Below are 24,327 nucleotides of genomic sequence, written 5' to 3'. Positions count from 1 at the left end.
AGAAGGTCGAACCAGTTTGCAGAAAGCTCGTCCGTAAAGTGCTGCCCTCAAGGTCAGTTCTGACTGTTGAGGGAATGCGGAACACAAAGATCGTGATCCGCAGGAGCCGCATGGCCGTGACCTCTAGCAGGGAATGTCTCCTCCTGGCACAAAGCGGAAGTAGACTGAATTTCCGCATCAAGGCCGTAAGCGGACGACCCGTCTGATGATTCTTATCACACGTAGAGAGACGGAGCCGTGCGTCGCTGTTGGGGCCAATGTTAGGGCCAACTCTGAGGCCTCGGAGATTACTCTAGAAATTTCAGGTGCTTACTTTAGGAATATGGCGGAGAGGGGGAGATTCGAACTCCCGATACGGTTGCCCGTATGCCGCATTTCGAGTGCGGTGCATTCAACCACTCTGCCACCTCTCCGGGGTGCGAAGGGCCGTGGCCCCGCTGGTTGAGGCCGGCTAGGTATCATGGGCTTGGCGGCTCTTCAAGCACCTTGATGAATGTTTTTGAGAGGTTTTTGATTGACAAATCCAGGGGCTGTCCGTAGGTAGACATCCTCTATGAGCGGGTCAGAGTGCCTTCTCGTATCCATGCGGCTGTTCCAAGCGGCCGTGAAACGAAGCCGGAAACTGCCAAAAAGCCAAACCAGCGGGTCTGAAACCCGGTGAGATTTGGGTTTGAACACGAGGATCAAGATGTTCGCAGTGATCAAGACCGGCGGCAAGCAGTATCGCGTTGCCGCCAATGACGTCATCACCGTCGCCACGCTCGCAGGAGAGCCGGGCACCGCCGTTACGTTCGACCAGGTTCTCATGGTCACCGACGAAGGCGAGACCCAGGTGGGCGCCCCGCTCGTCGAGGGCGTGACCGTGGCAGGCGAAGTGGTGGAGCACACCCGCGGCGAGAAGGTCATTTCCTTCAAGAAGCGCCGTCGCCAGAATTCGCGCCGCAAGCGCGGGCATCGCCAGGATTACACCGTGGTGCGGATCACCGAGATCCTCGCCGGTGGCGCGAAGCCCAAGAAGGCTGCGGCCAAGAAGACCACCAAGGCTGCGGCGGACGACGCTGCGCCGGCCACCGCTGAATAAGCGCAAGGCAACTGACAGGAACACGGGAGTAGACCCATGGCTCACAAAAAAGCAGGCGGTTCGTCTCGCAACGGTCGCGATTCCGAAGGCCGTCGTCTCGGCGTCAAGAAGTTCGGCGATCAACAGGTCGTCGCCGGCAACATCATTATTCGTCAGCGCGGCACGAAATGGCACGCGGGCACGAACGTTGGCATGGGCAAGGATCATACCCTCTTTGCCACGGCCAATGGCCGAGTCCGATTTCTTACGCGTCAAGGCCGAGCTTTCGTATCGGTCGTCCCGGCCCAAGAGGCCGCAGAGTAAACGGCGAGAGCAAAACGAAGGAGCTCCCGCCGGCATCACACCGACCCGGCGGATCGAAGCTCCGAAACAGGCCCAAAAGGCCAAGCTCAGATCCAAGAACCGACAGGGGAGGTGGGATGTCCACCTCCCCTTCGTGTTTTCCGGGCCAGGGAGGCCCATTCGGATCGGAGCAAGATCATGTTTCCCGACCTCACCCGTGACGATGTTTTCCGTCTCGAGACCCGCCGCCTGTGGCTGCGCTGGCCTCGCCTTGCGGATGCACAAGCCGTCGTACGCCTTGCCGGTGAGAAACCTGTCGCGGACATGACGGCTCGAATTCCGCATCCGTACCATCCGGACCAAGCCGAGAGATTCATCTTCGAGGCGAGGCGGTCCAACGCGAACGGCGAGGGCCTGCAGCTGGCGATCACCCCCAAGGGCAAGCCGAACAGCCTCATCGGGATGGTCGCCATCACGGCCGATTCCGAGACCGGCAAGCCCAATCTCGGCTATTGGCTCGGCATCCCGTCCTGGGGGCAGGGCTACGGCACCGAAGCGGCCCGGGCCTTGATCGACGCCTTCTTCGCTTACGGCGACGGGGTCGAGGTCACGGCCTCTGCCCGGGTGATCAATCCGGCCTCGCGGCGCGTGCTGGAAAAGTGCGGCTTTGCCTATCAGGGTGCGGGGCTGTCCGAGCTGCCGGCCCGGTGCGGCTTCTATCCGGTCGACCATTTCCGTCTCGACCGGCGGACCTGGGAAAGCCTGAAGACCTGGAGCCACACCGGCTTCATTCCCGAGCCCGCTTGTGTCGAGGTGGAGCTGGACCGCTCCATCTCGCTGGCGAGTTGAGCGAACCGTGAACCAACCGAAGCGCTCCCGAATCCATTCGGGAGCGCTTCTCTTTTGACCGCGTTGCCCGTGCGTGTGCGTTGCTCATGGGCATGTTGTCCCGTAAAGGATACGGGTTATGAAATTTCTCGACCAAGCCAAGATCTATATTCGCTCAGGCAATGGCGGCGCGGGCGCCGTGTCGTTCCGCCGCGAAAAATTCATCGAATTCGGCGGACCGGACGGCGGTGACGGCGGCCGCGGCGGCGACGTGTGGGCGGAATGCGTAGAGGGGCTCAACACGCTCATCGATTACCGCTACCAGCAGCATTTCAAGGCCAAGACCGGCGGCCACGGCATGGGCAAGAACCGCGCCGGCGCCAAGGGCGCCGATGCGGTGCTGAAAGTGCCGGCCGGTACGGAAATCCTGGAAGAGGACGGGGAAACCGTCATCGCCGACATGACCCATGTGGGCCAGCGCGTGCTGCTCGCCAAAGGCGGCAACGGCGGCTTCGGCAATGCCTATTTCACCACCTCCACCAACCGCGCGCCGCGCCGGGCCAATCCGGGCCAGGAGGGCATCGAGCACACGCTCATCCTGCGCCTGAAGCTGATTGCCGATGCCGGTCTCGTCGGATTGCCCAATGCCGGCAAGTCGACCTTTCTGGCCGCCGTCACCGCGGCGAAGCCCAAGATCGCCGATTATCCGTTCACCACGCTCCATCCGGGCCTCGGGGTCGTGCGCGTCCACGGGCGAGAGTTCGTGCTGGCGGACATCCCGGGCCTGATCGAGGGAGCCTCGGAGGGCATCGGTCTCGGCGACCGTTTCCTGAGCCATGTGGAACGCTGCCGCGTGCTGCTGCATCTCGTCGAAGGCACGAGCGAGAATGCGGGCGAGGCCTACAAGACCGTCCGTCACGAGATCGAGGCCTATGGCCACGGGCTTGCCGACAAGCCCGAGATCGTCGCGCTCTCGAAAGCCGATGCGCTGGACGAGGACACCCTGAAAGAGCAGCTCAAGGTTCTGAAGAAGGCCTGCAAGCGCACGCCTCTCGTGATGTCCTCCGCGTCGGGCCAGGGCGTGCAGGATGTTCTGCAGGCGCTTTTGACCGTCATCGACGAGGCGAAGGCCGAGGAAGAGACCGTCGCGACCGAAGAAGAGTGGCGTCCGTGAGCCCCCAGATCAGCCAGTTTCGCCGTGTCGTCCTGAAAGTCGGCTCAGCGCTCCTGGTGGACCGCGCGCGGGGCCGCCTGAACCACGCATGGCTGGCGGCGCTCGCCGAGGACATCGCCGACCTTCATGCCAAAGGCGCGGATGTTCTCGTCGTCTCCTCCGGCGCGATCGCCATGGGGCGCACGGTTCTGGGGCTGCCGTCCGGACCCTTGCGGCTCGAGGAGAGCCAGGCGGCCGCGGCCGTCGGCCAGATCGCGCTTGCGCGCACCTGGTCGGAGGTTCTGGCGCACCACGGCATCACCGCAGGCCAGATCCTGGTGACGCTCTCCGACACGGAGGAGCGGCGGCGCTATCTCAATGCGCGCGCGACGACGCTCAAACTGCTCGAACTGCGCGCCGTACCGGTGATCAACGAGAACGATACGGTGGCGACGTCCGAGATCCGCTATGGCGACAACGATCGTCTGGCGGCGCGCGTGGCCACCATGATCGGCGCGGATCTTCTGGTGCTCTTCTCGGATATCGACGGGCTCTACACGGCGCCGCCCGCATCCGATCCCGATGCGCAGCATATTCCCGTCGTCCAGCGAATCACGCCGGCCATCGAGGCCATGGCGGGAGGCGCGGCGTCCGAGCTGTCGCGCGGCGGCATGCGCACCAAGGTCGAAGCGGGCAAGATCGCCACGTCCGGCGGCACGCACATGATCATCGCCGACGGGCGCGCGAAGAACCCTTTGAGGCGCATCGCCGAGGGCGGGCTCTGCACCTGGTTTCTCTCGCCATCCAATCCCGCGACCGCGCGCAAGACGTGGATCGCCGGCGCGCTAGAGCCGCGCGGCACGATCATCGTCGATGAGGGAGCGGCACGCGCTCTGAAGGGCGGCGCAAGTCTCCTGCCGGTCGGCGTGCGGCGCATCGAGGGCACGTTCCATCGCGGCGATGCGGTCACGATCCGCGACGAGAGCCGTGTCCTCGGGCGCGGCCTCGTCGCCTACGACGCCGAAGAGGCCTCGCGCATCATCGGTCGTCCGAGCCGCGAGATCGAGGCGATCCTCGGCTATGCCGGCCGCGCCGAGATGATCCACCGGGACGACATGGCGCTCGGCGACTGATCGGCGCTCACGATTCCCGGCAGGCTCCGGGCGGCCGGCGTCGTAGGAAAGGAAGTCCTTGATCTTTAAGGTCGCAGGGTAGAAAGGTCCGTGCCAGGATTTATAGTGCCACCCGGATCTCGGGATACGCCGCGATGTGCGGGATGGGACGGCTCGGCTCCGGGGCAGCCCGGCATGCTGTGGATTTCTGAAGGCAGGTTTCCCTCCGCGGATCGGAGGGCTGGGACTTGGATATGGACGATACGCGAGCCTTGAGCGGGAAGCCGCTCGTCGAACACCTCAACGCATCAGGTGCGGCTTCGGTTGGGAATCCGGACGTCCCGGCGCTCATCCCGGTGCACATCCCGGTGCTCATGGCCGATCTCGGGCGCCGCGCCCGCCGGGCCGCCCGCAGCATCGCCCTGGCCTCGAACGACGAGAAGAATGCGGCCCTGCGCGCCATGGCGGCCAGCATCCGAGCGCGGGAATCCGTCATCCTCGCGGCCAATGCCGAGGATCTGGCCGAGGCCCGGGCCAAGGGGCAGACGCCGGCCTTCATCGATCGCCTCGTCCTCAACCCGGAGCGTCTCGAAGCCATCGCGGCCGCCGTGGAGAGCATCGCCGAACTGCCTGACCCCGTCGGCCGCCTTCTGGCGCGGTTCGAGCGTCCCAACGGCCTGAGGATCGAGCGCGTCGCGACGCCGCTCGGCGTCATCGGCGTGATCTTCGAGAGCCGCCCGAATGTGACGGCGGATGCGGGCGCCCTGTGCCTCAAGGCTGGCAATGCCGCCATCCTGCGCACCGGCTCCGACAGCTTCCGCAGCGCGCTCGCCATTGCGGACGCCATGAGCGAGGGCCTCGAGAAGGCAGGGCTGCCCGCCGACGCCATTCGCCTCGTTCCCACGCGCGACCGTGCCGCCGTAGGGGCCATGCTGGCGGGCCTCGACGGAAATCTCGACGTGATCGTGCCGCGCGGGGGCAAGAGCCTCGTGGCCCGGGTTCAGGAGGAGGCGCGCGTGCCGGTCTTCGCGCATCTCGAAGGTCTCAATCACGTGTTCGTGCATGGGCAGGCCGATCCGGAGATGGCGAAGAGGGTCGTGCTGAACGCCAAGATGCGGCGCACGGGCGTCTGCGGTTCGGCCGAGACCCTGCTCGTCGATCGCGCCTGCGCCGACACCCATTTGACGCCGCTCGTGCTGATGCTGCTGGATGCCGGCTGCGCCGTGCGCGGCGACACGGCCACGCAGGCCGCCGATCCGCGCGTGACGCCTGCGACGGAAGAGGATTGGCGCACCGAATATCTCGATGCCGTCATATCCGTGCGCGTGGTGGATGGGTTGGACGAGGCCATCGCGCATATCGAGACCTACGGCTCGCATCATACCGATTCCATCGTCACGGACGATGCCGCGGCGGCGGAGCGCTTCCTCCGGGAGGTGGATTCGGCCATCGTGCTCCACAATGCCTCGACGCAGTTCGCCGACGGCGGCGAGTTCGGGTTCGGGGCCGAGATCGGCATCGCGACGGGCCGCATGCATGCGCGCGGTCCCGTCGGCGTGGAGCAGCTGACGTCGTTCAAGTATCGCATTCACGGTTCGGGTCAGACGCGTCCGTGATCTCTCCTTCCTCCCGTTTCCGTCTCATGCCGTCGGGGCTCGTGCGCATGCCGCCGGCCACCCCCGGCATGCGGATCGGGCTCTATGGCGGCTCGTTCAACCCCGCCCATGCCGGACACCGCCACGTGAGCCTCATGGCGCTCAAGCGCCTCGGGCTCGACCGCATCTGGTGGATCGTCACCCCGGGAAATCCCCTCAAGGACACCGGCGGTCTGGCGTCCACCCGGATGCGGGCCGCACAGGCGAGGGACGTCGCAGACGACCCGCGCATCGACGTCACCGCCTTCGAGGAGGATATCGGGGCCCGGTACACGGTCGATACCCTGGCCTATCTCAGGCGGCGGTTTCCGGGCGTGCGGTTCGTGTGGATCATGGGCGCGGACAATCTGGCGGGCTTTCATCGCTGGCGCGGCTGGCGGCGCATCGCCCAACTGATGCCCATCGCCATCATCGACCGCCCCGGCTGGACCCTCAAGGCGATGCGCTCCCGCGGCGCGGCGGTCCTGTCGGGACGGCGCATCCCCGAGGGGGAGGCGCGGGCGCTGGCGGATCTCAGGCCGCCGGCCTGGGTCTTTCTGCACGGCCCCCGCTCGCACCTGTCCTCCACAATGCTGCGGCAAATGGGGCGAACTTCTCCTTCAGGGGGACGTTGAAAGATCGGGGCATCCGATCTTATCTTAAGAATCGGCGCTCCCTATGAGCGCTGCTTAGAAAGGGCTTGAACCTGAACCGACTGAATTCTCTCGAAGCGGATATGAACACGCTTCCCCCTCTCTCCGGAGCGACTGCTCCGCAGGATGAGGACATCCGGGCCGCCGTCCTGGCTTCCATCGAGGACATGAAGGCCGAAAACACGGTCGAAATCGACCTGGCCGGTAAGACCTCCCTGGCTGATACCATGATCGTCACATCGGGCCGTTCCCACCGTCACGTGGGCGCGATCGCCGACCGTCTGGTCAAGGATCTCAAGGACAAGGGCTTCGGCACTCCGCGCGTGGAAGGCCTGCCTGCCTGCGATTGGGTGCTCATCGACGCCGGCGACATTCTCGTCCACGTTTTCCGCCCCGAGGTGCGTGGCTTCTACAACCTCGAGAAGATGTGGGGCGCCGACCGCCCGCAGGACCGTGCGAGCTGAACTGAAGGCTTGAACCGTTGCGACTGAGCTTGCTGGCCGTGGGCCGTCTCAAGAGCGGCCCCGAACGGGAGCTGGTCGAGCGATACAGGCAGAGGGTGGACGGCATGGGCCGGGCCTTGGGCCTGGCCGGCCTCGACATCGTCGAGTTGCCGGAGAGCCGGGCGCGCCGGGATGACGACCGCCGCGCGGAAGAGGCCGACGCCCTCCTGGACAAGGCCGGATCCTCCGTCCTGATCGTGTTCGACGAGCGCGGCAAAAGCCCCTCGAGCGAGGCCTTCGCCGAGCGAATCAGGCAGTGGCGCGACGAGGGCCGGGCCGGTGTGGCCTGCGTGATCGGGGGGCCGGACGGGCTCGATCCCAGGATCCGCCGGCGCGCCGAACTGGTGGTTTCCTTCGGTGCGCTCACGATGCCGCACCAGATCGTCAGGGCGCTCGTGGCCGAGCAGCTTTATCGGGCGCTGACAATCATGGCCGGGCACCCTTATCATCGTGCCGGTCACGATGATTCCTGACGAATGATCCGCTTCATGAATCCCTCCTCCCGCAAAGCCCTGGGCTTTGCCGCATGCCTGGCGGTCTTTGCCCTGGGCCCGGTCCGGGCCCAGCAGGCGCCCGCGCCTGCGGCGGGCGCCTCGAAGGCCACGGCGGAAACCGGGGAGGAGAAAAGGAAGCGCCAGAACGACCTCAAGGTCCTCGAGGAGGCCATGAACGCGAGCGCCGAAGCCCAGAGGCGCCTCGCGGCCGAGGTCGAAACGATCAAGACGGACCGGGCCAAGCTCAATGCCACCCTGATCGAAACCGCCGGGCGGGTTCGGGAGACGGAGGACCGGATTCGGGCGCTGGAGCAGCGTCTCCAGACCCTGACGGCCTCCGAGGCGGCCATTCGCCGCTCCCTGGAGAGCCGCCGCGGCGTGATCGTCGAGGTCTTCGCCGCCCTCCAGCGCATGGGCCGCCGCCCACCGCCCGCCGTCCTGGTGCGGCCGGAGGACATGCTCGAGGCCGTGCGGGCCTCCATCATGCTGGGGGCGGTGCTGCCCGAACTCAGGGCCGAGGCCGAGGTTCTGGCCTCGGATCTCGCCGAGCTGGTCCGCCTCAAGGAGGCAATCGCGATCGACCGCAGCACCCTCGATGCGGAACTGGGGACCTTGAACGGCGAGCAGCATCGCCTGACCGCGCTCATGGACGCCCGTCAGAGCCGCATGTCCGAGGTGGAGCGCAATTACGGGGCCGAGCGGGACAAGGCGGCGGAACTCGCCCGCCAGGCGGGAACTCTCAAAGAATTGATCGACCGCATGGAGGCGGAAATCGCCAGCGCCCAAAGGGCGGCCGAGGAGGCCCGCAAGGCGGCCGAGGCGCAGGATCGCGAGGCCAAGGAGCGTTTCGCCCAGGCGGCCTTCCGCGATCCGGCCCGGCTGGCGCCCAAGATCCCGTTCTCGGAGGCGAAGGGCCTGCTCCCAAGGCCCGTCGGCGGGGACGTGACATCGACTTTCGGCTCGGACGACGGCTATGGCGGAACGACGCGCGGCATTTCGATCACCACGCGTCCGAAGGCAGCTGTCGTATCACCGGCGGACGGCTGGGTTGCCTTCGCGGGGCCCTTCCGGTCTTACGGTCGACTCTTGATCATCAATGCGGGCGGGGGATATTATGTTCTTCTGGCCGGTATGGACCAAATCAACGTCGATGTCGGGCAATTCGTGCTCGCTGGCGAGCCAGTCGCGACCATGGGCGATATCTCACCCATGAGTTTGACTGGATCTGCCATAGAAAAGAACAACCCCGTCCTCTATGTTGAGTTCAGGAAAGACGGCGGTTCAATCGACCCAGGTCCCTGGTGGGCGAAATCGCAAAGCGAAAAGGTTCGCGGATAATGCGCAAACTCTCCCTATTGATTCTCGGTGTGGCTATCGGCGCAGGCGGCGCGACCATGGTGTCGCAGACAAGCCTGATGACCTCGGGCGCAGTTGCCGCCTCGGCCGATACCTACCGACAGCTGAGCCTTTTCGGAGACGTCTTCGAGAAGGTCCGTACGGATTACGTCGAGAAGCCCGACGAATCGAAGCTCGTCGAGTCTGCCATCAACGGGATGCTGACCTCGCTCGATCCGCATTCGAGCTACATGGATGCCAAGAGCTTCCGCGACATGCAGGTCCAGACCCGCGGTGAATTCGGCGGTCTGGGCATCGAAGTGACGATGGAAGACGGCCTCGTGAAGGTGGTGACGCCGATCGACGACACGCCGGCGTCCCGCGCCGGCATCCTGGCCAACGACGTCATCACCCAGATCGACGGCGACCAGGTTCAGGGCCTTAACCTGAACCAGGCCGTCGACAAGATGCGCGGCCCTGTCAATTCCTCGGTGATTCTGAAGATCCAGCGCAAGGAATCGAAGGATCCGATCGAGGTGAAGCTCACCCGCGAGACCATCAAGGTCCGGCCGGTGCGCGCCCGCGCCGAAGGCGATATCGGCGTTCTGCGCATCACGCAGTTCAACGAGCAGACCTATGATGGTCTGCGCTCGGGGATCGAGAAGCTCACCCAGGATATCGGCGCCGACAAGGTGGCGGGCTTCGTCATCGACCTGCGCAATAACCCGGGCGGCCTGCTCGATCAGGCGATCATGGTCTCCGACGCCTTCCTCGATCGCGGCGAGATCGTCTCGACCCGCAGCCGCAATGCGGAGGATACGCAGCGCTTCAGCGCCAAGTCCGGCGACCTGACCAAGGGTAAGCCGCTCGTCGTGCTGGTGAACGGCGGCTCGGCCTCCGCATCCGAGATCGTGGCCGGCGCCCTGCAGGACCACAAGCGTGCGACGGTGCTCGGCACCCGTTCGTTCGGCAAGGGCTCCGTGCAGACCATCATCCCGCTCGGCGGCAACGGTGCGGTGCGCCTGACCACGGCGCGCTACTACACTCCGTCGGGTCGCTCGATCCAGGCCAAGGGCATCGATCCCGACATCGAGGTGCTGCAGGACGTGCCCGACGATCTGAAGGGCAAGGATGAGACCAAGGGTGAAGCCGGTCTGCGCGGTCACCTGCAGAACGGAGGCGAGAAGGAAGAGCGCGGCGGTTCCTCCGCTTACGTTCCGCCGGATCCGACCAAGGACAAGCAGCTCCTGGCGGCTTATGATCTGCTCCACGGCGTGCGCAAGGGCGCGGCCAACAACACCGCGCCGACTCCGAACTGAGCGCGGCAGCATCGCAAGACCATCGAGCCTGGCGTCGACGGACGCCAGGCTTTTTCATTCAGGCTTTGACAATCGCACGGAACGGCTTGTGCAGACTTCTCCGAAACGGCACTCTACAGCACGATCTTTGGAACCATCGATGCAAGCCGGCGATGACTGAGATGATCGGCGAACGTGGGGGCGAGGCAAGGGAGTGAATGTCTGATGAGAAACGCCAAAAGCCCGCAGAGCAGGAAGGAATTGCCATACCGCTCCTGCGTCGGCGTCATGCTGCTCAATAAGCAGGGCCAGGTTTTCATCGGGCGGCGTCATTCCGACACAAGCGATCAGGTCGCCGACGGCTATGCATGGCAGATGCCCCAGGGCGGCATCGATCCCGGTGAGGACCCTTATCAGGCAGCTTTGCGTGAGTTGTACGAGGAAACCAGCGTCCGCTCGGTGAGGTTGCTTGCCGAAGCGCCCGATTGGTATTCCTACGATCTGCCATCCATGGTGGCCGGGCGCGCGTGGCGGGGGCGCTATCGCGGGCAAACGCAAAAATGGTTCGCCTTCCGGTTCGAAGGCGAGGAGAGCGAGATCAACATTACCCAGCCGGGCGGCGGGCACCACAAGCCTGAATTCGACGAGTGGCGCTGGGAAGAGATGCATCGGCTGCCGGAACTGATCATTCCTTTCAAACGCGGCGTGTATGAGAACGTCGTCTCGGCCTTCGGCCATCTGGCGCCGCAGGAAACAGGGGCCTGATCGCCGGCGATCTGTCTGCCTCTGCCACGCTCTGCTGGAACCGCTGCGAAGCCGGCGAAGTTGTTCCCGCGCTTTCGCGCAACCACCAGAGATTGACCGTGACGAACGAGCCATTCGATCCTGAACCGAGCAGCACTCTCGCGAAGGACTTTCGCATCTTCCTCGATTCCGGATTCCTGATCGCGTTGCTGCTGGGCTTGCTGCTGCTCGCCTGCGTCGGAGGTGTTCTTCTTTACGCCGCCATGAAGCACGGCATTTCGCCTCTGTGATCCCAGAGCGAGCGGCCTTAGGAACGGAACCCTCAAGGATACACTCCGTTGATACGATCATGTGAGGGGCAGGGGGTCTGCTCCTCGTCGATGGAGGGTTCTCAATGCGCGTAACTTTGTTGGCGACCGTTGCTGCGGCAGCTCTTTCGTTAAGCGTAGCGGCCATCGCTCAAACGGGCGGCGGCTCAGGCGGCAGCGCAGGCGGAACGTCGGGTGGCGCGTCGGGCAGCGTTTCCGGCGGCGCCTCCGGTGGAGCCTCAGGCGGTGCTTCAGGCGGTGCTTCAGGCACCACCTCGGGTGGCGCGTCGGGCACGAGTTCCGGCGCCGCGTCGGGAGGAGCTTCGTCCGGCGAGTCGGGCGGCGCTTCCGGTGGCGCTTCCGGTGGCACCTCGGGCGGAGCGTCGGGCGGAACATCGGGCACTTCGGGCGGCGCCGCGGGCGGCACCACATCCGGCTCGACGGGCGGGACCCCGGGCGCCGCGGGCGGGGCCTCCAACACGAGAGGCGGAGCTGCCAACACGACCGGCAGCACCGCCGGCTCCGTCAACGTGACGAGCGAGCAGCGCACGGAAATCACGCGGGCCTTCAGCAGCGTGAGAACCGAGCCGATGAACAACGTGAACTTTGCCGTGAGCGTCGGCACCGTCGTCCCGGAAACTGTCGTGACACACCTGCATGCATGCCCGAACGACGTGGTGCGCATCCTTCACGGCCTGCCTGAATGCCGCTACGTGATCGTGCGGGATCAGGTGGTGATCGTGGAGCCGAAGACACGCAAGATCGTGACGGTCATCGAGCGTCGCGGCTAAAACCGCCGATACCCGATCGCCTCGAAACGCCCGTGACGAGAAAGCGCGTCACGGGCGTTTTGCGTGGCGCAGTCAAGGTTCAGGCCGCGTATGGGAACTCGTTCTTACGCGCCTGGGGTTCCTGCGACGGCATCATCGCGATGGCCGCACGCGCATAACGGCGGAATTCCTCCTTCAGGATTTCCGGCTCCGCTTCCCATAGCAGCGCATCGTCCTCCGCGTCATAAAGAGCGCGAGCGACGAATTCGACTTCTTGGTCCATGGTAGTGCCCCTTCATGTCTTCGATCGTTGCTTCTTGCGGCCGCCTGCATCGCGCATCTTTTATCGATTTTAGCGAGCTACGGGACTTGGCCGTTCAACGAGGGCCATTTGTCCAAAAGGCTCCTGATTTGCCAAATGTGCAAAAGGGGTAGCCCAATGGATCTGTGATCTGAACCGGGAAGAATCGGATGTCCTCTTCCCCCAGTCCGTCCTCTCGGTATGCCCGGCGCCGGCCGGCGCGGCCGCTTCGCTTTTTGAAAGCGACGGAGGAGATCGCGGTCGTCGGTCGAATCTTCTCCGAGCCGGAGGTCCAGACCTTGAAAGGCCCGCCCGGACGAGGGCAAGGCAGCGGAGCATCGTGGGGCGCGAGATGAACAGTGAGGATCCGCTGTCTCTTCGAAGCGGCGTCTGATTCTTCCGCTCTGTCGCGGCCGGCACAGGCATCTCGTCGGATCTCGACGAACGGATCGGACATCGCAGAACGCCCGCATGAAAACCCTCGGACGTATCGAGGGTCGCGGGTCTTGGTGCCCCTGGCCGGGATCGAACCAGCACTCCTTGCGGAACTCGATTTTGAGTCGAGCGCGTCTACCAATTCCGCCACAGGGGCAAGGAAGTGCGGAGTACCATGAGGGATCGAGCACGGTCAATCAGGCAGATGTGAAAGCTTGAGCGAAGCCTGCCTCTCGCTATTCCCGGCCGCTTGTGTTCAAAGAAGCCGGGGCGTACGACCCTCACGACCGATACCTGCCGGGATCCCATGCTCAGACGCCTCTACGACTGGACGCTGTCTCTCGCCTCGAAGCCCTCGGCCCCCTATGCGTTGGCGGCCGTATCCTTCGCGGAGAGCTCGTTCTTTCCCGTGCCGCCGGACGCGATGCTCGTGCCCATGATGTTGGCGCGCCCGGACCGGGCGTGGTTCTATGCCCTGATCTGCACCATCGCGTCCGTGCTCGGGGGCATTCTGGGATATGCGATCGGCCTGGCCTTCTACGATACGATCGGGGCCCGGCTCTTCGAGTTCTACGGTCTGACCCACGGCGTCGAGACGTTCCGGCACGGCTATGCGGAATACGGCCACTGGGTGATCCTTCTCAAGGGCCTCACGCCGATCCCCTACAAGCTCGTCACCATCACGTCGGGTCTCGCGGGCTATTCCCTGGGATGGTTCATCCTGCTCTCGGCCCTGACCCGGGGAGCGCGCTTCTTCCTCGTCGCGCTGCTCATGAGCCGGTACGGGCCGCGCATCAAATCGGTGATCGACAACAACTTCAATCTGGTTGCAACCGTGGCCATTCTCGTCGTCATCGGCGGGTTCGTGGCCTTCCGTTATCTCATCTGAGGGGGACAGGCATGCGCCTTCGCCTGACCATGCGCCAAGCCGCCCTGGCCGTCGTTCTGGCCGCAGCCGCCACCATCGGCGGCGCGCTCGTGTTCGAGCATGGGTTCGGCTATGTGCCCTGCAAGCTGTGCCTGATCCAGCGCAATCCCTATTACGTCGCCATGCCGCTGGGGGTCGTCGCGGCCTTGCTGCCGCCCTTCTGGACCCGGGCGGGCCTGTGGCTCCTTGCCTTGGTCTTCCTCGTGAGCGCAGGGCTCGGGGCTTATCATGCGGGTGTCGAGTGGGGCTTCTTCGTCGGGCCCAGCGATTGCGGGGGCGGCTCGGGCGCCGGGGCGGGAAATGTGGGTGACTTTCTCAGCCAGCTGCAGAATACGCGCGTGGTGAGCTGCACGGCAGCCGCATGGCGTTTTCTCGGTCTGTCGTTGGCTGGCTGGAATGTGCTGATATCGCTCGCCCTTGCGGCCTTCGCCGCGAAGGCGGCTGTGGGCAAGGGGCTCGCTCTCGGACGTTAGGGCGTAGGATGCGGGCGGCAGAGCCTATGTTTCGAGCTCGGCATCCCAATACAGGAAGTCCATCCAGGTCTGATGCAGATCGTCCCGTGCCTGCGGAAGACGGCGGGCGATGGCGTCGAGTTCGTGGGGAGACGGTTCGAACGGCTTGCGCCTGAGGGTCATGCCGGCCTGCTGCGGGGTCTTGCTTCCTTTGCGGAGATTGTCGGCGCTGCAGGAGGCGACGATATTGCTCCAGGCCGACATGCCGCCCCGGCTCTTAGGAACGACGTGATCGAAGGTCAGGTCCTTGGCGTCGTATCTCTGCCCGCAATATTGGCAGGCGAATTCGTCCCGCAGGAACAGATGGTACCGGGTGAAGGCGACCTTCTTGCGCTTGCGATAGCGCTTGAGGGCGACGACTGCGGGAACTTCGAAGGATTGATTGGCGGAGTGGACCAGGACATCGTCGTAGGTCTTGATCTGAACGACCCGGTCCTGAATCACGGCCACGAAGGCGTCCTGCCAGTTCCAGATGGACAAGGGGGCCCAGCTCAGCGGCTGCAGATCCGCATTCAGGACGAGCGTTCTCAGATTGGAGATGGGAACGTTCATGCGAGCCCCCCCATTCCAGCGTGCGATTGTGCCGATAGAGGCGGGCTGCCGGTCCGCGCGGGCGTCCATCGAGGCATTTGCCATGAATGCGCAGGACGATGTGGAAGCAGGGAACGGCCAGATTGGGGAGGGGCGAAAGGTCGGGCTGTCCAGGAGGCCGAAGGGAAGCGGGATTCGGCGCTCGGACTTCGAAAGGCTTTGTCGTATTCGGATCTGACGTTCGCGAGATCCAGGAACGCCGCGCGGATCGTAACCTGCGAACAACGGATGGGCATACGACCATCGCTCAAAGACCGGCCACCGGTATTGAGGATAAGGGCCGGACTGGCCTCCGGCCTCGCAACAGGTTTGATGCGAATCGTCACATCGCCTCCTCTCAAAGAAGAGTAGTCCCGTCTGAGTAGACTATAGGCAATGTGACGGTGTTGTGAAGTTGGCACGCAAAGGTGTTTGTGACGCACCTCACAGGAATCGGAAGCGGAGCGGGTCTTCCGCAACGGAAGAAAGCTGGGCCGGTTAACCCCGGGAGAGGAGAGGATCCCGCGGAGCATGAGCATTCTTCAGCACGTTTTCGGGTCGCTTGACGCGGCCATCGCGTCCTATGGGGCTCTCGCGCTCTTCGTCGTGCTCTACTTCGAGTCGTTCGGGGTGCCGCTTCCGGGCGAAAGCGCCCTGATCACCGTGTCCCTGCTGGCCGCCCGGGGAGATCCGGCCATCGGCCATGTCGTCTTGGCGGCGTGGCTCGGGGCGGTGCTGGGAGACAGCACCGGCTATCTGATCGGGCGCGTCGGCGGCCGCCCGCTGCTGCTGTGGCTGGCGCCGCGGATCAAGCTGACGCCGGACAAGCTGGCTCGCGTGGAGACCCTGGCCCGCGAGAAGGGCTTCATCATGGTGATGACGGCGCGCTTCGTGGTGGTCCTGCGGCAGCTCAACGGCATCCTGGCCGGGACGATCGGCATGCCATGGCCCCGGTTCGTCCTGGCGAATGCCCTGGGTGCGCTGGCCTGGGCCGCCTTCTGGGGATTGGGGGCCTATTTCTTCGCGGATCTGTTCCGCCGCTTCGTTTAGAGCATCGTGAGATGCTCGACTGCAGAGACCGGCAGCATCGGATGTGGGCTCGATGTCGAACCCGATGCGCGGCCTTGCAACGAAAAGAGCCGCTCCCGCGAGGGGAAGCAGCTCCGGGAAGCGGCTCCGGGAAGCGGCTCCGGGAAGTGGCTTGCCGAACGAGGCGGCGCGAGGAGGACGGTTCAGCGCGTCGGAACCGGGTGCTCGCCACGATAATCGTAGAAGCCGCGCTTGGTCTTGCGGCCGAGCCAGCCGGCCTCCACGTATTTCACCAGGAGCGGGCAGGGGCGGTACTTGGAATCGGCCAGACCCTCGTAGAGCACCTGCATGATCGACAGACAGGTATCGAGCCCGATGAAGTCGGCGAGCTGCAGAGGGCCCATCGGGTGGTTCGCGCCGAGGCGCATGGCGGTGTCGATGGCCTCGACGGAGCCCACGCCCTCGTAGAGGGTGTAGATCGCCTCGTTGATCATCGGCAGCAGGATGCGGTTGACGATGAAGGCCGGGAAATCCTCCGAGACGGTGGAGGTCTTGCCGAGCTTGGCGATGAATTCCTTGGCGGATTCGTAAGTCGAATCGTCGGTCGCGATGCCGCGGATCAGCTCCACGAGCTGCATCACGGGCACCGGATTCATGAAATGGATGCCGATGAACTTTTCGGGGCGGTCCGTGGCCGCGGCGAGGCGGGTGATGGAGATCGAGGACGTGTTGGTCGCGACCATCGTCTCCGGACGCAGGGAGGGGCAGAGATTGGTGAAGATCCTGCGCTTCACGTCCTCGTTCTCGGTCGCGGCCTCGATCACGAGGTCGCAGACGGCGAGATCGTCATAGCCCAGGGCAGGTTTGATGCGCTCGAGCGCCGCCTGACGCTCCGCGTCGGCGATGGCTCCCTTGGCGACCTGGCGGGCCATGTTGCCGTTGATGGTGGCGAGGCCCGCCTTGATGCGGTCCTCGGAGAGATCATGGAGCTGGACGCTCAAACCCGCGAGCGAGCAGACATGCGCAATGCCGCTGCCCATCTGCCCCGCGCCGATCACGCCCACCGTTTTGATCTCGATACCCATCTGACTTCGCCTACCATCCATGCTTAAAGTATCCGGGCGGACGGGCTGCCCGGATGACGATCATACCTCTATTCCTGACCCCATTAACCGGCTTTGGTCAACTCCTCCTTGAGTTCGGGCAGGATCGAGAAGAGGTCGCCGACGAGGCCGTAATCGGCGACCTGGAAGATCGGGGCTTCCTCGTCCTTGTTGATCGCCACGATGACCTTGGAATCCTTCATGCCGGCGAGATGCTGAATGGCCCCTGAAATCCCCACCGCGATGTAGAGATCGGGCGCCACCACCTTGCCGGTCTGGCCGACCTGCCAGTCGTTGGGCGCATAGCCGGCATCGACCGCCGCCCGCGAGGCCCCCATCGCCGCGCCGAGCCGGTCGGCGATCGGCTCGATGTAGGTCTTGAAGTTCTCGGCCGAGCCGAGCGAGCGCCCGCCCGAGATGATGATCTTGGCCGAAGTCAGCTCGGGCCGGTCGGTTTTGGCGATCTCCTCGCCCTTGAACGTCGACAGCTGCGGATCCTCAGCCGCGCTCACCGTCTCGATGGCGGCCGAACCGCCCTCTCCGGCCGCCGGGAACGCGGCGGTGCGCACCGTGAGCACCGTCTTCGGGTCGCTCGTCTGCACGGTCTGGATCGCGTTGCCGGCATAGATCGGGCGCTCGAAGGTGTCGGGCGCCACCACCTTGGTGATGTCGGAGACCTGCATCACGTCGAGCAGCGCCGCGACCCGCGGCATGGTGTTCTTGCCGGTCGAGGTCGAGGCCGCCACCAGGGCGGCATAGGGGCCGGCCAGCGCCACGATCAGCGCCGCGAGCGGCTCGGCGAGCTGGTGCTCGTAAGCGGGAGCATCGGCCAAAAGCACCTTGTCGACGCCCGCAAGCCGGGACGCGGCTTCCGCCGCCGCGCGGGCGTTGGCGCCGGCGACCAGCACATGCACCGGCGCGCCGAGCGCCAGGGCGGCCGAGAGCGCCTTGTGGGTGGCATCTTTGAGCCGAGCGTTGTCGTGCTCGGCAATCAGCAACGTGGTCATTCCTGGTCTCCCTTAGAGCACGCCGGCTTCGGTCTTGAGCTTGGCGACGAGTTCGGCCACCGAGGCCACCTTGACGCCGGCCTTGCGGCCGCCGGGCTCGGCGGTCTTGAGCACCTTCAGGCGCGGCGCGACATCGACGCCGAGCGCCTCGGGCGTGGTCTCGGCGAGGGGCTTCTTCTTGGCCTTCATGATGTTGGGCAGGCTGGCATAGCGCGGCTCGTTGAGGCGCAGGTCCGTGGTCACGATCGCCGGCAGCTTCAAGCCCACCGTCTGCAGGCCGCCATCGACCTCGCGGGTCACGTCGACCGCGCCCTCGCTTAACGAGACCTTGAACGCGAAGGTGCCCTGCGGCCAGCCCAAGAGGGCGGCGAGCATCTGGCCGGTCTGGTTGGCATCGTCGTCGATGGCCTGCTTGCCCATGATCACCAGATCGGGCTGCTCCTGGGCGATCACGCCCTTGAGGATCTTGGCGACGGAAAGCGGCTCGACGGAAGCGTCGGTCTTGACCAGGAGGCCGCGGTCGGCCCCCATGGCGAGCGCCGTGCGGATGGTCTCACCGGCCTGCTGCGGGCCGATCGAGACGGCGACGATCTCGCTGGCCTTGCCCTGTTCCTTGAGGCGCACCGCCTCCTCGACCGCGATCTCGTCGAACGGGTTCATCGACATCTTCACGTTGGCGAGTTCCACCCCGGACCCGTCCGACTTCACCCGGATCTTCACGTTGTAATCAACCACCCGCTTCACACACACAAGAAGCTTCATTCGTCTGTCCTCATTGAAGGTCAGATCCGGAAATGGCCCATGGGAAGCCCTCCGGACAGATAGGAAAAAGGCGGAACGGACCGTATCCTTAAGCCCTCGAATGTCAACGCGGCGTCTGCAGTTCCTGGGCCGCGGCGCGGGCCAGAACCGGATCGTAGCGGTGACGCATGAACGGGATGAGAATAGCGCCTGCCACGAACCCGCCAAGATGGGCAAACCACCCGATGCCTTCATCGGAGCCGAAGAAGGCCGACACGAACTGCACGGCGAACCAGAAGCCGATCGCCCAGTAGGCCGGCAGGCGCAGGGGAATGCCGCCGAGAAACAGGGCCCAGATCCGCACCCGCGGATAGAGGATCACATAGGCGGCGACCACCCCCGACACTCCGCCCGAAGCGCCGATGAGAGGGCGTTGCGGAGCAGGCAGAATGAATGAATCGGGCAGGCTCGCCCCCACCATGGAGAAGGACGCGAGGGCGTGGACGAAGCTCGCGACAACGCCGCAGATCAGAAAGAAGGCCAGGAAGCGCAGATGCCCCATGGCGTCCTCCACGTTGTCGCCGAACACCCAGAGGAACAGCATGTTGCCGATCAGGTGAAACCACGACCCGTGCAGGAAGATGTTGGTGCCGAGCGTCATCCAGGCGGGCACGAAGGGGTAGCCCTGGGGCAGGGTCTCGAAGCCGAAGAGAACCGCCGGGATGAGACCGAACCCGGCCACCATTTCGTCCGGGCCGAGGGGCCCGAAGACGAAAAAGAGATGGACGAGCGTGCAGAACACGATCAGGGACCGGGCCACGACCGGGGTTTTCATGTGCTGGAGCGGGATGCCGTCGTGAAGCGGAACAAACATGATCGGCTCCTAGAGCATCGGACGTGAAAAGTGGAATCTACTTTTGGGATTCCATCCGTTGCTTCCTTCTTGGAAAGAACGATGCGCTGTCTCGGAGAGAGCGTCGAACCCGAACGGGACACGAATTCTCGGGCGTATCCGATGCCTGCGCTCGGTCGCAAGGCGGGATCTGCGATCGGCCTGGGCCTGCCATTCGCACGCCGTTCTACCGATTCTGACCGGGCACCCAAAGGACGTCCAAGGCCCCCTTGTCGTTCACGTGGCGGGAGGCGACGAACAGAAAATCCGATAGCCGGTTGAGATATTTGACGACCTCTTGCGACACCGTCTCGTCGGGCTTCTGCATCAATTCGACCACGTTGCGCTCGGCGCGGCGGCAGACCGTGCGGGCTAGATGCAAGGCGGCGGCGGCGGGGGTGCCGCCGGGCAGGACGAAGGAGCGTAAGGGAGCGAGATCGGCGTTGAGCGTATCGATTTCCTGCTCGAGCCGATCCACCTGTCCCTGCGTAATCCGCAGCGGCTTGTAAGGAAGCGGCTTGTCCGTCTCCACGGTGGCGAGATCGGCCCCGAGATCGAAGAGATCGTTCTGAATGCGGCTCAGCATGGCATCGATCGTCTGCCCCTGCATATGCAGGCGAGCCATCCCGATACAGGCATTGGCTTCGTCCACGGTGCCGAAGGCCTCGATGCGGAGGTCGTGCTTGAGGCGGCGCCCCCCGGCGGCCAGCGCCGTGGTGCCCTTATCCCCGGTGCGGGTGTAGATGCGATTGAGAACGACCATGGCCGGTCCGGTTGCGAGAGGATTCGTTCAGAACGAATACCCAACCCGTGCGCCGACATTCGTCAAGCCCCGATTCTCGGAGCAGGCGCCGGCATTGGAGAGATGCTCGATGGTGGCCATCACGCTCCAGTTGGCGGAAAGGCGCACGCCGACCGAGCCGGACTCGCGGAAGAGAGGAGAGCAGCCCAGCGACTGACGATCCGAGAGGGGGTCGTGAACCTCTTTCTTGCCGTTGTGAAAGGCGCCGCCGATGCTGCCTTCGACGAACAGCGAGGGCGTCACGTCGAAGGTCCAGGTCAGGCCCGTATAGGCGAAGCTCGTCCGATCGTCGAAATTCAGGCTGCCGCCGAAATGCGGCCGGGGAATGAAGTAGCTCGTGAACAGGTCCGACGCGGTGAAGGGCTTCGCGAGAAGGATTTCGCCGGTGAGATTCGCGGAGCCGCCGTCGCCTTCAGGGCCCCAGGGATCCTGAGCGGAGAAGCCCATGCGGAACTCGGACAGAAGGCTCGGCGCCGGCGCGGAAGGCTTCCTGGCATCGGCAGCGAGGAGACTTGTCGATCCTGCAATAAGGACGAAAAGCCCCAAGCCGATGGCTTTGCTGACGCGCATTGTGAAGAGATCCGCCGCTGAAAAATCGAAGAGGCCATCAGGGTAGGCCTGCATGGCTAATGATCTCTTAATACAAATCGTGGCGGAAAAGTGTCAAGACAGTGCAGGCTAGACCGCCCTCCACCAGATAACCCCCATGATGATGATGATGGCCAGGAACTGAAGCAGCACACGCATCCGCATGAGGTGCTGCGACCTGTTGGCGCTGCCGCCGCGCAGCATGTTGATGAGGCCGAGCAGCAGGACGAACGCCACGGCGAGAACCGCGATGGGCACAATGATGTCGGCGAAGCTGGTCATCTGAATTCCATGAATGCCCGGATCCGCGATCGCGGATCCGGTCGAGGGGGAGCCTTGAGCGTCTGACGCGGGCTCCTCTTAACCCCAAACTCAGTTCCTGCGAAGGAGGCGCTCGAAGTAATCGAGCTCTTCCTGCGGCCTCGTCGGATCCCCGAGCTTGCGCCTCAGCTCTTCCAGGATGCGCTGGGCCCTCTGGGCCGGTGATTCGTTGACGTTGGGAATCCCGTCGCGTGTGTTGTCCACGTAGTCCCGGCTCCGGGTGGGACGGCCCAGAGGGTCGTTGTTCCGCTGCCCGGCCTGTCCGGGACCCTGAGGCTCGCCCGGGCCGGGCTGATCGCCCGCCTGCTGGTCGCCCTGGCCCTGTTGCATCTGCTGCATCTGCTGGGCCATGCCCTGCATGCCGCGGCGCAGATTTTCGAGGGCGCGCCCCTGAGCATCGACGGCAGGGCCGTCCTGACCGTCTCCGAGCGCGCCTTCCGCCTCCCGCATGGCCCCTTCGGCGTCGCTGAAGCCCTGCTCGCCCTGCATGCCCATGCCTTCCATGCGCCGCTGCAGGTCCTGGAGCCGCTCGCGCAGCGCCTGCTGCCGCTGCTGCAGCCCGGACGGATCCTGCGACCCGTCGCCGTTCTCGCCCTGCTCCCGGCCGCCCTGCTGGCCCGGCTGACGCTGCCCCTGCTGGCGCTGTCCCGGCTGGCGTTGACCCTGCCGCGGCGCATCGCGGTCGCCCTGCTGCATGCGGCGGTCCTGGCCCTGCCGGAACGTCTGGTCACGAAGGTCCTGCTGCTCGCGCGCCATGTCCTCGAGGTCGCGCATGGCCTGGTTCATCTCGCGGGAGAGAGGGTCGGTCATGCGGCTGTTGGGCTGAGCCGTCTGCAGGTTCTCGAGGATGTTGCGCAGCTGTTCGAGAAGGCGCTGGGCCTCCGCCATGTCGCCCCGGCGCATGGCGTCTTCCATCTGCTGCAGCATGCGGTTGAGATCGTCCTGCGAAATCACCCGGTCCGGCGCGCGCTGATTCTGATTATCGCCCTGCTGCCGGTTCTGCTGCATCCGCTGGGCGAATTCGCGCAGGAACCGGTCCATCGCCTGCCGCAGCTCGTCGGTGAGACGCTTGATCTCCTTGTCCGGAGCGCCGCGGTCCATGGCCTCCTTGAGGCGTTCCTGGGCCGCCCGCAACTGCTGCTCGGCATCGGAGAGATTGCCGTCCTCGATCTGCAGCGCCATGTTCCAGAGCCAGTCGGCGACGTCGAGAAGCGCTTCGTCGGTCCTCGCCGCGCGCAGGCGCTCGGCCGCCGTGCGCAGGCCGAGGAAGACACCCCATTGCGGCGTGAACATCGCGGGCTCGATCAGCAGGGCGTCGAGGGCGGTCTGCACGCGCTTGCGGTCGTCGGGAGCCAGCACGATGTTGCGCCGCTGCTCCACGAGGGCCTTCGCGAGCGGGTTCGTGAAGGGCCGCTGCGGCAGCGTGAAGGTGAGGGCGTCGCTCGTCGCCTCCTGGCCGGCCTCGTCCTTGGCCTTGAGCCTGATCGTGACCGGCGCTCCGGCCCAGGGATGATTCGTCAGATCGACGGGAGAGCGGGTTTCGGGGGCATTCTCCTCGTGGCTCGGCAGGGCGAGCGTGAGGGAGGGGGCCGCCACCAGCGAGCGGCCCTTGCTGCCGTCGGCCTTCTCGACCTGGCCCTCGATGGAGGCGATTCCGTAATCGTCCTTCCCCTTGTAGACGAGGGTGAAGGTGCCGCGCGCATTGACCTCGGGCGGGCCCGCGAAGGCGATTTCGGGGGGATGATCGGGAATGGCTTCGATCTCGAGCGTGACGCTCCGGGCAAAGCCCGTGCTGACGGTCAGCTCCCCGCTGCCGTCGAGCGTATAGCGCTCCTCGTGCAGATCCGCCCGCTGGGCGCCCTTCGGGGGCAGGGCGGTCAGGCCTTTCCCGGCCTTGATCTCCGCCTTGCCGTCGCCGGCCACCCGGATGACGATGGTGGAATGGATCGGCGCGCGCAGGGACTGGCCCTTCGCGAGGTCGATCATCACCGGAGGCATGCGGGTATAGAGCGGCGGGTCGATCCATCCGTCGATGCGGAATGCGGGCGCGGAGGCCGAGGCCTCCCGCCAGTCGAAGGCGGCCTTGAGGCGCGAGCCGAGCTCCGGCCCCGCCACGAAGGCGCTCGTCGCGAGGGCCAGAACGCCGGCGGCCCTCAATGCATAGCGGTCGCGCCGCGGCATGTCGGGCCGGGGCGGGGCGACCCGCATCCGCCCGATCGCCTCCTCGGCCCGCCTGCGATGGAGCGACCAGAGCGCCCGGGTGCCGGGATCGCCCGATCCGAGCGCCAGATTGTCGTCGAGCACCCGGGCCGGGCCATGGGCCAGGCCGGTGTCGCGGTCGAGGCGATCGAGCGCCCGCGTGCGGCTGGGCATCCGCAGGCGCAGGAGCGGCCAGAGGGAGACCAGAAGCGCGGCCGCGAACAGGCCGAGGCCGATCGAGCGCCAGAAGGGCCTGACCTCGAGCCAGAGGCCGAACCATGAGAGCGTGAGGAAGAGAAGCACGATGGCGAGCGGCAGCCAGATCCGGGGCCACGCATCCTCCCACCACAGGGACCAGCGCGCATGGTTGACCAGGCGCCCGAACCTCCTGCTCAGGGTGCTTTGCGCCGGCGACGGGTTCGGGCCTTCGCTCATGCCAACTCTCTCCGTAGCACAGATGTGCCCACAGCCCCCCTCGGAAAGCTAGCACGTCGGGTCGGAATGGCCAGTGTGGAATGCCTTCGGGGAGTCAAGAAGTTTTGATCTGAACGGTCGGGTTGGCCCGAGCGGTTGGGCCGATGGGCGCCTGGTCCCCGGCGGATCCGTCCGAACTTGACCTTCAACGTCCTCCCCGATCCCGCGCGCTCCGCGCTGCCTGCGAATGGCCGATGTCCTTGCATTCGAGATAGTGTTGCATATCAGCT

Annotated in this window: 27 protein-coding genes and 2 tRNA genes; 17 read left to right on the top strand and 12 right to left on the bottom strand. The window is 65.1% G+C overall.

Annotated features, from left to right (window positions below; genetic code table 11):
* Window positions 1-323: 323 nt before the first annotated feature.
* Window positions 324-413 (bottom strand) — tRNA-Ser (locus RE429_RS18400).
* 275 nt (window positions 414-688) lie between these two features.
* On the opposite strand from RE429_RS18400, the gene rplU reads away from it, so the two are divergent.
* From rplU to RE429_RS18330, 14 genes are all read left to right on the top strand, one after another.
* Window positions 689-1,081 (top strand): 50S ribosomal protein L21, encoded by a 393-nt coding sequence (gene rplU, locus RE429_RS18395; protein ID WP_414472118.1) that lies wholly within the window; start codon window positions 689-691, stop codon window positions 1,079-1,081.
* Window positions 1,082-1,117: 36 nt separating this feature from the next.
* Window positions 1,118-1,384 carry a 50S ribosomal protein L27 gene (rpmA, locus tag RE429_RS18390; protein WP_370438800.1) on the top strand — a complete coding sequence of 89 codons (267 nt, stop codon included), beginning with the start codon at window positions 1,118-1,120 and terminating at the stop codon, window positions 1,382-1,384.
* Between the two features lie 177 nt (window positions 1,385-1,561).
* On the top strand, window positions 1,562-2,212 hold the full coding sequence (locus tag RE429_RS18385) for a GNAT family N-acetyltransferase (protein ID WP_414472117.1): 651 nt from the start codon (window positions 1,562-1,564) through the stop codon (window positions 2,210-2,212).
* Between the two features lie 118 nt (window positions 2,213-2,330).
* Window positions 2,331-3,365, top strand: a complete 1,035-nt coding sequence (gene obgE / locus RE429_RS18380; protein ID WP_414472116.1) for a GTPase ObgE — start codon at window positions 2,331-2,333, stop codon at window positions 3,363-3,365.
* Entirely contained in the window at window positions 3,362-4,477 is a 1,116-nt protein-coding gene (gene proB, locus RE429_RS18375; protein WP_414472115.1) for a glutamate 5-kinase, read from the top strand. The genes obgE and proB overlap by 4 nt, the downstream gene beginning before the upstream one ends.
* Before the next feature lie 353 nt (window positions 4,478-4,830).
* Window positions 4,831-6,072, top strand: coding sequence for a glutamate-5-semialdehyde dehydrogenase (locus RE429_RS18370; protein WP_414474244.1), 1,242 nt, complete (start codon window positions 4,831-4,833; stop codon window positions 6,070-6,072).
* Window positions 6,073-6,098: 26 nt separating this feature from the next.
* On the top strand, window positions 6,099-6,725 hold the full coding sequence (locus tag RE429_RS18365) for a nicotinate-nucleotide adenylyltransferase (RefSeq protein WP_414474243.1): 627 nt from the start codon (window positions 6,099-6,101) through the stop codon (window positions 6,723-6,725).
* A gap of 101 nt (window positions 6,726-6,826) precedes the next feature.
* Complete coding sequence (gene rsfS / locus RE429_RS18360) at window positions 6,827-7,207, top strand: ribosome silencing factor (protein ID WP_414472114.1); 381 nt, start codon at window positions 6,827-6,829, stop codon at window positions 7,205-7,207.
* 17 nt (window positions 7,208-7,224) lie between these two features.
* Window positions 7,225-7,719: a 23S rRNA (pseudouridine(1915)-N(3))-methyltransferase RlmH gene (gene rlmH / locus RE429_RS18355; protein ID WP_414472113.1), complete on the top strand. Its 495-nt coding sequence runs from the start codon at window positions 7,225-7,227 to the stop codon at window positions 7,717-7,719.
* Window positions 7,720-7,734: 15 nt separating this feature from the next.
* Window positions 7,735-9,078, top strand: coding sequence for a murein hydrolase activator EnvC family protein (locus tag RE429_RS18350; RefSeq protein ID WP_414472112.1), 1,344 nt, complete (start codon window positions 7,735-7,737; stop codon window positions 9,076-9,078).
* Window positions 9,078-10,394, top strand: coding sequence for a S41 family peptidase (locus tag RE429_RS18345; RefSeq protein WP_414472111.1), 1,317 nt, complete (start codon window positions 9,078-9,080; stop codon window positions 10,392-10,394). Before RE429_RS18350 ends, RE429_RS18345 begins: the two co-directional genes overlap by 1 nt.
* 204 nt (window positions 10,395-10,598) lie before the next feature.
* Window positions 10,599-11,138 carry an RNA pyrophosphohydrolase gene (locus tag RE429_RS18340; RefSeq protein WP_370438792.1) on the top strand — a complete coding sequence of 180 codons (540 nt, stop codon included), beginning with the start codon at window positions 10,599-10,601 and terminating at the stop codon, window positions 11,136-11,138.
* A gap of 98 nt (window positions 11,139-11,236) precedes the next feature.
* On the top strand, window positions 11,237-11,407 hold the full coding sequence (locus RE429_RS18335; protein WP_414472110.1) for a hypothetical protein: 171 nt from the start codon (window positions 11,237-11,239) through the stop codon (window positions 11,405-11,407).
* Between the two features lie 104 nt (window positions 11,408-11,511).
* Window positions 11,512-12,216 carry a DUF1236 domain-containing protein gene (locus tag RE429_RS18330; protein WP_414472109.1) on the top strand — a complete coding sequence of 235 codons (705 nt, stop codon included), beginning with the start codon at window positions 11,512-11,514 and terminating at the stop codon, window positions 12,214-12,216.
* A gap of 79 nt (window positions 12,217-12,295) precedes the next feature.
* Here the strand turns inward: RE429_RS18330 and RE429_RS18325 are convergent, their stop codons facing one another.
* Entirely contained in the window at window positions 12,296-12,478 is a 183-nt protein-coding gene (locus RE429_RS18325; protein WP_414472108.1) for a hypothetical protein, read from the bottom strand.
* A 525-nt stretch (window positions 12,479-13,003) separates the two neighbouring features.
* Window positions 13,004-13,088: transfer RNA gene (locus tag RE429_RS18320), tRNA-Leu, on the bottom strand.
* A 150-nt stretch (window positions 13,089-13,238) separates the two neighbouring features.
* Here RE429_RS18320 and RE429_RS18315 point away from each other — a divergent pair.
* Together RE429_RS18315 and RE429_RS18310 are read left to right on the top strand one after the other, a co-directional pair.
* On the top strand, window positions 13,239-13,820 hold the full coding sequence (locus RE429_RS18315) for a YqaA family protein (RefSeq protein ID WP_414472107.1): 582 nt from the start codon (window positions 13,239-13,241) through the stop codon (window positions 13,818-13,820).
* Window positions 13,821-13,831: 11 nt separating this feature from the next.
* Complete coding sequence (locus tag RE429_RS18310; RefSeq protein WP_414472106.1) at window positions 13,832-14,332, top strand: disulfide bond formation protein B; 501 nt, start codon at window positions 13,832-13,834, stop codon at window positions 14,330-14,332.
* 24 nt (window positions 14,333-14,356) lie between these two features.
* Here RE429_RS18310 and RE429_RS18305 read toward each other — a convergent pair whose 3' ends face one another.
* On the bottom strand, window positions 14,357-14,923 hold the full coding sequence (locus tag RE429_RS18305) for an HNH endonuclease (protein ID WP_414472105.1): 567 nt from the start codon (window positions 14,921-14,923) through the stop codon (window positions 14,357-14,359).
* A gap of 549 nt (window positions 14,924-15,472) precedes the next feature.
* On the opposite strand from RE429_RS18305, the gene RE429_RS18300 reads away from it, so the two are divergent.
* Window positions 15,473-15,991, top strand: a complete 519-nt coding sequence (locus tag RE429_RS18300) for a DedA family protein (RefSeq protein WP_414472104.1) — start codon at window positions 15,473-15,475, stop codon at window positions 15,989-15,991.
* 182 nt (window positions 15,992-16,173) lie between these two features.
* Here the strand turns inward: RE429_RS18300 and RE429_RS18295 are convergent, their stop codons facing one another.
* The 8 genes from RE429_RS18295 to RE429_RS18260 all read right to left on the bottom strand — a co-directional run bounded on the left by RE429_RS18295 (window position 16,174) and on the right by RE429_RS18260 (window position 24,058).
* Window positions 16,174-17,055 (bottom strand): 3-hydroxybutyryl-CoA dehydrogenase, encoded by an 882-nt coding sequence (locus RE429_RS18295; RefSeq protein WP_414472103.1) that lies wholly within the window; start codon window positions 17,053-17,055, stop codon window positions 16,174-16,176.
* Between the two features lie 83 nt (window positions 17,056-17,138).
* A complete protein-coding gene (locus RE429_RS18290; protein ID WP_414472102.1) occupies window positions 17,139-18,080 on the bottom strand; it encodes an electron transfer flavoprotein subunit alpha/FixB family protein in 942 nt (313 codons plus the stop codon).
* Window positions 18,081-18,092: 12 nt separating this feature from the next.
* Complete coding sequence (locus RE429_RS18285; RefSeq protein ID WP_414472101.1) at window positions 18,093-18,842, bottom strand: electron transfer flavoprotein subunit beta/FixA family protein; 750 nt, start codon at window positions 18,840-18,842, stop codon at window positions 18,093-18,095.
* Between the two features lie 103 nt (window positions 18,843-18,945).
* Window positions 18,946-19,695, bottom strand: a complete 750-nt coding sequence (locus RE429_RS18280) for a rhomboid family intramembrane serine protease (RefSeq protein ID WP_414472100.1) — start codon at window positions 19,693-19,695, stop codon at window positions 18,946-18,948.
* A gap of 205 nt (window positions 19,696-19,900) precedes the next feature.
* Window positions 19,901-20,476, bottom strand: a complete 576-nt coding sequence (locus RE429_RS18275) for a cob(I)yrinic acid a,c-diamide adenosyltransferase (protein ID WP_414472099.1) — start codon at window positions 20,474-20,476, stop codon at window positions 19,901-19,903.
* A 27-nt stretch (window positions 20,477-20,503) separates the two neighbouring features.
* On the bottom strand, window positions 20,504-21,139 hold the full coding sequence (locus RE429_RS18270) for an acyloxyacyl hydrolase (RefSeq protein ID WP_414472098.1): 636 nt from the start codon (window positions 21,137-21,139) through the stop codon (window positions 20,504-20,506).
* A gap of 54 nt (window positions 21,140-21,193) precedes the next feature.
* Entirely contained in the window at window positions 21,194-21,385 is a 192-nt protein-coding gene (locus RE429_RS18265) for a twin transmembrane helix small protein (protein ID WP_414472097.1), read from the bottom strand.
* Between the two features lie 90 nt (window positions 21,386-21,475).
* Complete coding sequence (locus RE429_RS18260) at window positions 21,476-24,058, bottom strand: TIGR02302 family protein (RefSeq protein ID WP_414472096.1); 2,583 nt, start codon at window positions 24,056-24,058, stop codon at window positions 21,476-21,478.
* Between the last annotated feature and the right edge of the window lie 269 nt (window positions 24,059-24,327).

This window comes from Microvirga sp. M2 (genome assembly GCF_047497095.1).
Lineage (GTDB): Bacteria > Pseudomonadota > Alphaproteobacteria > Rhizobiales > Beijerinckiaceae > Microvirga.
The sequence above is the reverse complement of the archived record's forward strand: the minus strand, read 5'-3'. Positions and strand labels throughout refer to the sequence as shown.

Excerpts from the sequence above, each read along its gene's own strand:
- RE429_RS18365 (WP_414474243.1), top strand. The coding sequence starts at position 6,099 with ATGCCGTCGGGGCTCGTGCGCATGCCGCCGGCCACCCCCGGCATGCGG.
- RE429_RS18290 (WP_414472102.1), bottom strand. The coding sequence starts at position 18,080 with ATGACCACGTTGCTGATTGCCGAGCACGACAACGCTCGGCTCAAAGAT.
- RE429_RS18305 (WP_414472105.1), bottom strand. The coding sequence starts at position 14,923 with ATGAACGTTCCCATCTCCAATCTGAGAACGCTCGTCCTGAATGCGGAT.
- RE429_RS18280 (WP_414472100.1), bottom strand. The coding sequence starts at position 19,695 with ATGTTTGTTCCGCTTCACGACGGCATCCCGCTCCAGCACATGAAAACC.
- RE429_RS18370 (WP_414474244.1), top strand. The coding sequence starts at position 4,831 with ATGGCCGATCTCGGGCGCCGCGCCCGCCGGGCCGCCCGCAGCATCGCC.
- RE429_RS18315 (WP_414472107.1), top strand. The coding sequence starts at position 13,239 with ATGCTCAGACGCCTCTACGACTGGACGCTGTCTCTCGCCTCGAAGCCC.
- RE429_RS18265 (WP_414472097.1), bottom strand. The coding sequence starts at position 21,385 with ATGACCAGCTTCGCCGACATCATTGTGCCCATCGCGGTTCTCGCCGTG.
- RE429_RS18295 (WP_414472103.1), bottom strand. The coding sequence starts at position 17,055 with ATGGGTATCGAGATCAAAACGGTGGGCGTGATCGGCGCGGGGCAGATG.
- RE429_RS18325 (WP_414472108.1), bottom strand. The coding sequence starts at position 12,478 with ATGGACCAAGAAGTCGAATTCGTCGCTCGCGCTCTTTATGACGCGGAG.
- RE429_RS18340 (WP_370438792.1), top strand. The coding sequence starts at position 10,599 with ATGAGAAACGCCAAAAGCCCGCAGAGCAGGAAGGAATTGCCATACCGC.
- RE429_RS18275 (WP_414472099.1), bottom strand. The coding sequence starts at position 20,476 with ATGGTCGTTCTCAATCGCATCTACACCCGCACCGGGGATAAGGGCACC.
- RE429_RS18345 (WP_414472111.1), top strand. The coding sequence starts at position 9,078 with ATGCGCAAACTCTCCCTATTGATTCTCGGTGTGGCTATCGGCGCAGGC.
- RE429_RS18260 (WP_414472096.1), bottom strand. The coding sequence starts at position 24,058 with ATGAGCGAAGGCCCGAACCCGTCGCCGGCGCAAAGCACCCTGAGCAGG.
- RE429_RS18300 (WP_414472104.1), top strand. The coding sequence starts at position 15,473 with ATGAGCATTCTTCAGCACGTTTTCGGGTCGCTTGACGCGGCCATCGCG.
- rpmA (WP_370438800.1), top strand. The coding sequence starts at position 1,118 with ATGGCTCACAAAAAAGCAGGCGGTTCGTCTCGCAACGGTCGCGATTCC.
- RE429_RS18270 (WP_414472098.1), bottom strand. The coding sequence starts at position 21,139 with ATGCAGGCCTACCCTGATGGCCTCTTCGATTTTTCAGCGGCGGATCTC.
- RE429_RS18310 (WP_414472106.1), top strand. The coding sequence starts at position 13,832 with ATGCGCCTTCGCCTGACCATGCGCCAAGCCGCCCTGGCCGTCGTTCTG.
- obgE (WP_414472116.1), top strand. The coding sequence starts at position 2,331 with ATGAAATTTCTCGACCAAGCCAAGATCTATATTCGCTCAGGCAATGGC.
- RE429_RS18385 (WP_414472117.1), top strand. The coding sequence starts at position 1,562 with ATGTTTCCCGACCTCACCCGTGACGATGTTTTCCGTCTCGAGACCCGC.
- RE429_RS18350 (WP_414472112.1), top strand. The coding sequence starts at position 7,735 with ATGAATCCCTCCTCCCGCAAAGCCCTGGGCTTTGCCGCATGCCTGGCG.
- rsfS (WP_414472114.1), top strand. The coding sequence starts at position 6,827 with ATGAACACGCTTCCCCCTCTCTCCGGAGCGACTGCTCCGCAGGATGAG.
- RE429_RS18330 (WP_414472109.1), top strand. The coding sequence starts at position 11,512 with ATGCGCGTAACTTTGTTGGCGACCGTTGCTGCGGCAGCTCTTTCGTTA.
- rplU (WP_414472118.1), top strand. The coding sequence starts at position 689 with ATGTTCGCAGTGATCAAGACCGGCGGCAAGCAGTATCGCGTTGCCGCC.
- RE429_RS18285 (WP_414472101.1), bottom strand. The coding sequence starts at position 18,842 with ATGAAGCTTCTTGTGTGTGTGAAGCGGGTGGTTGATTACAACGTGAAG.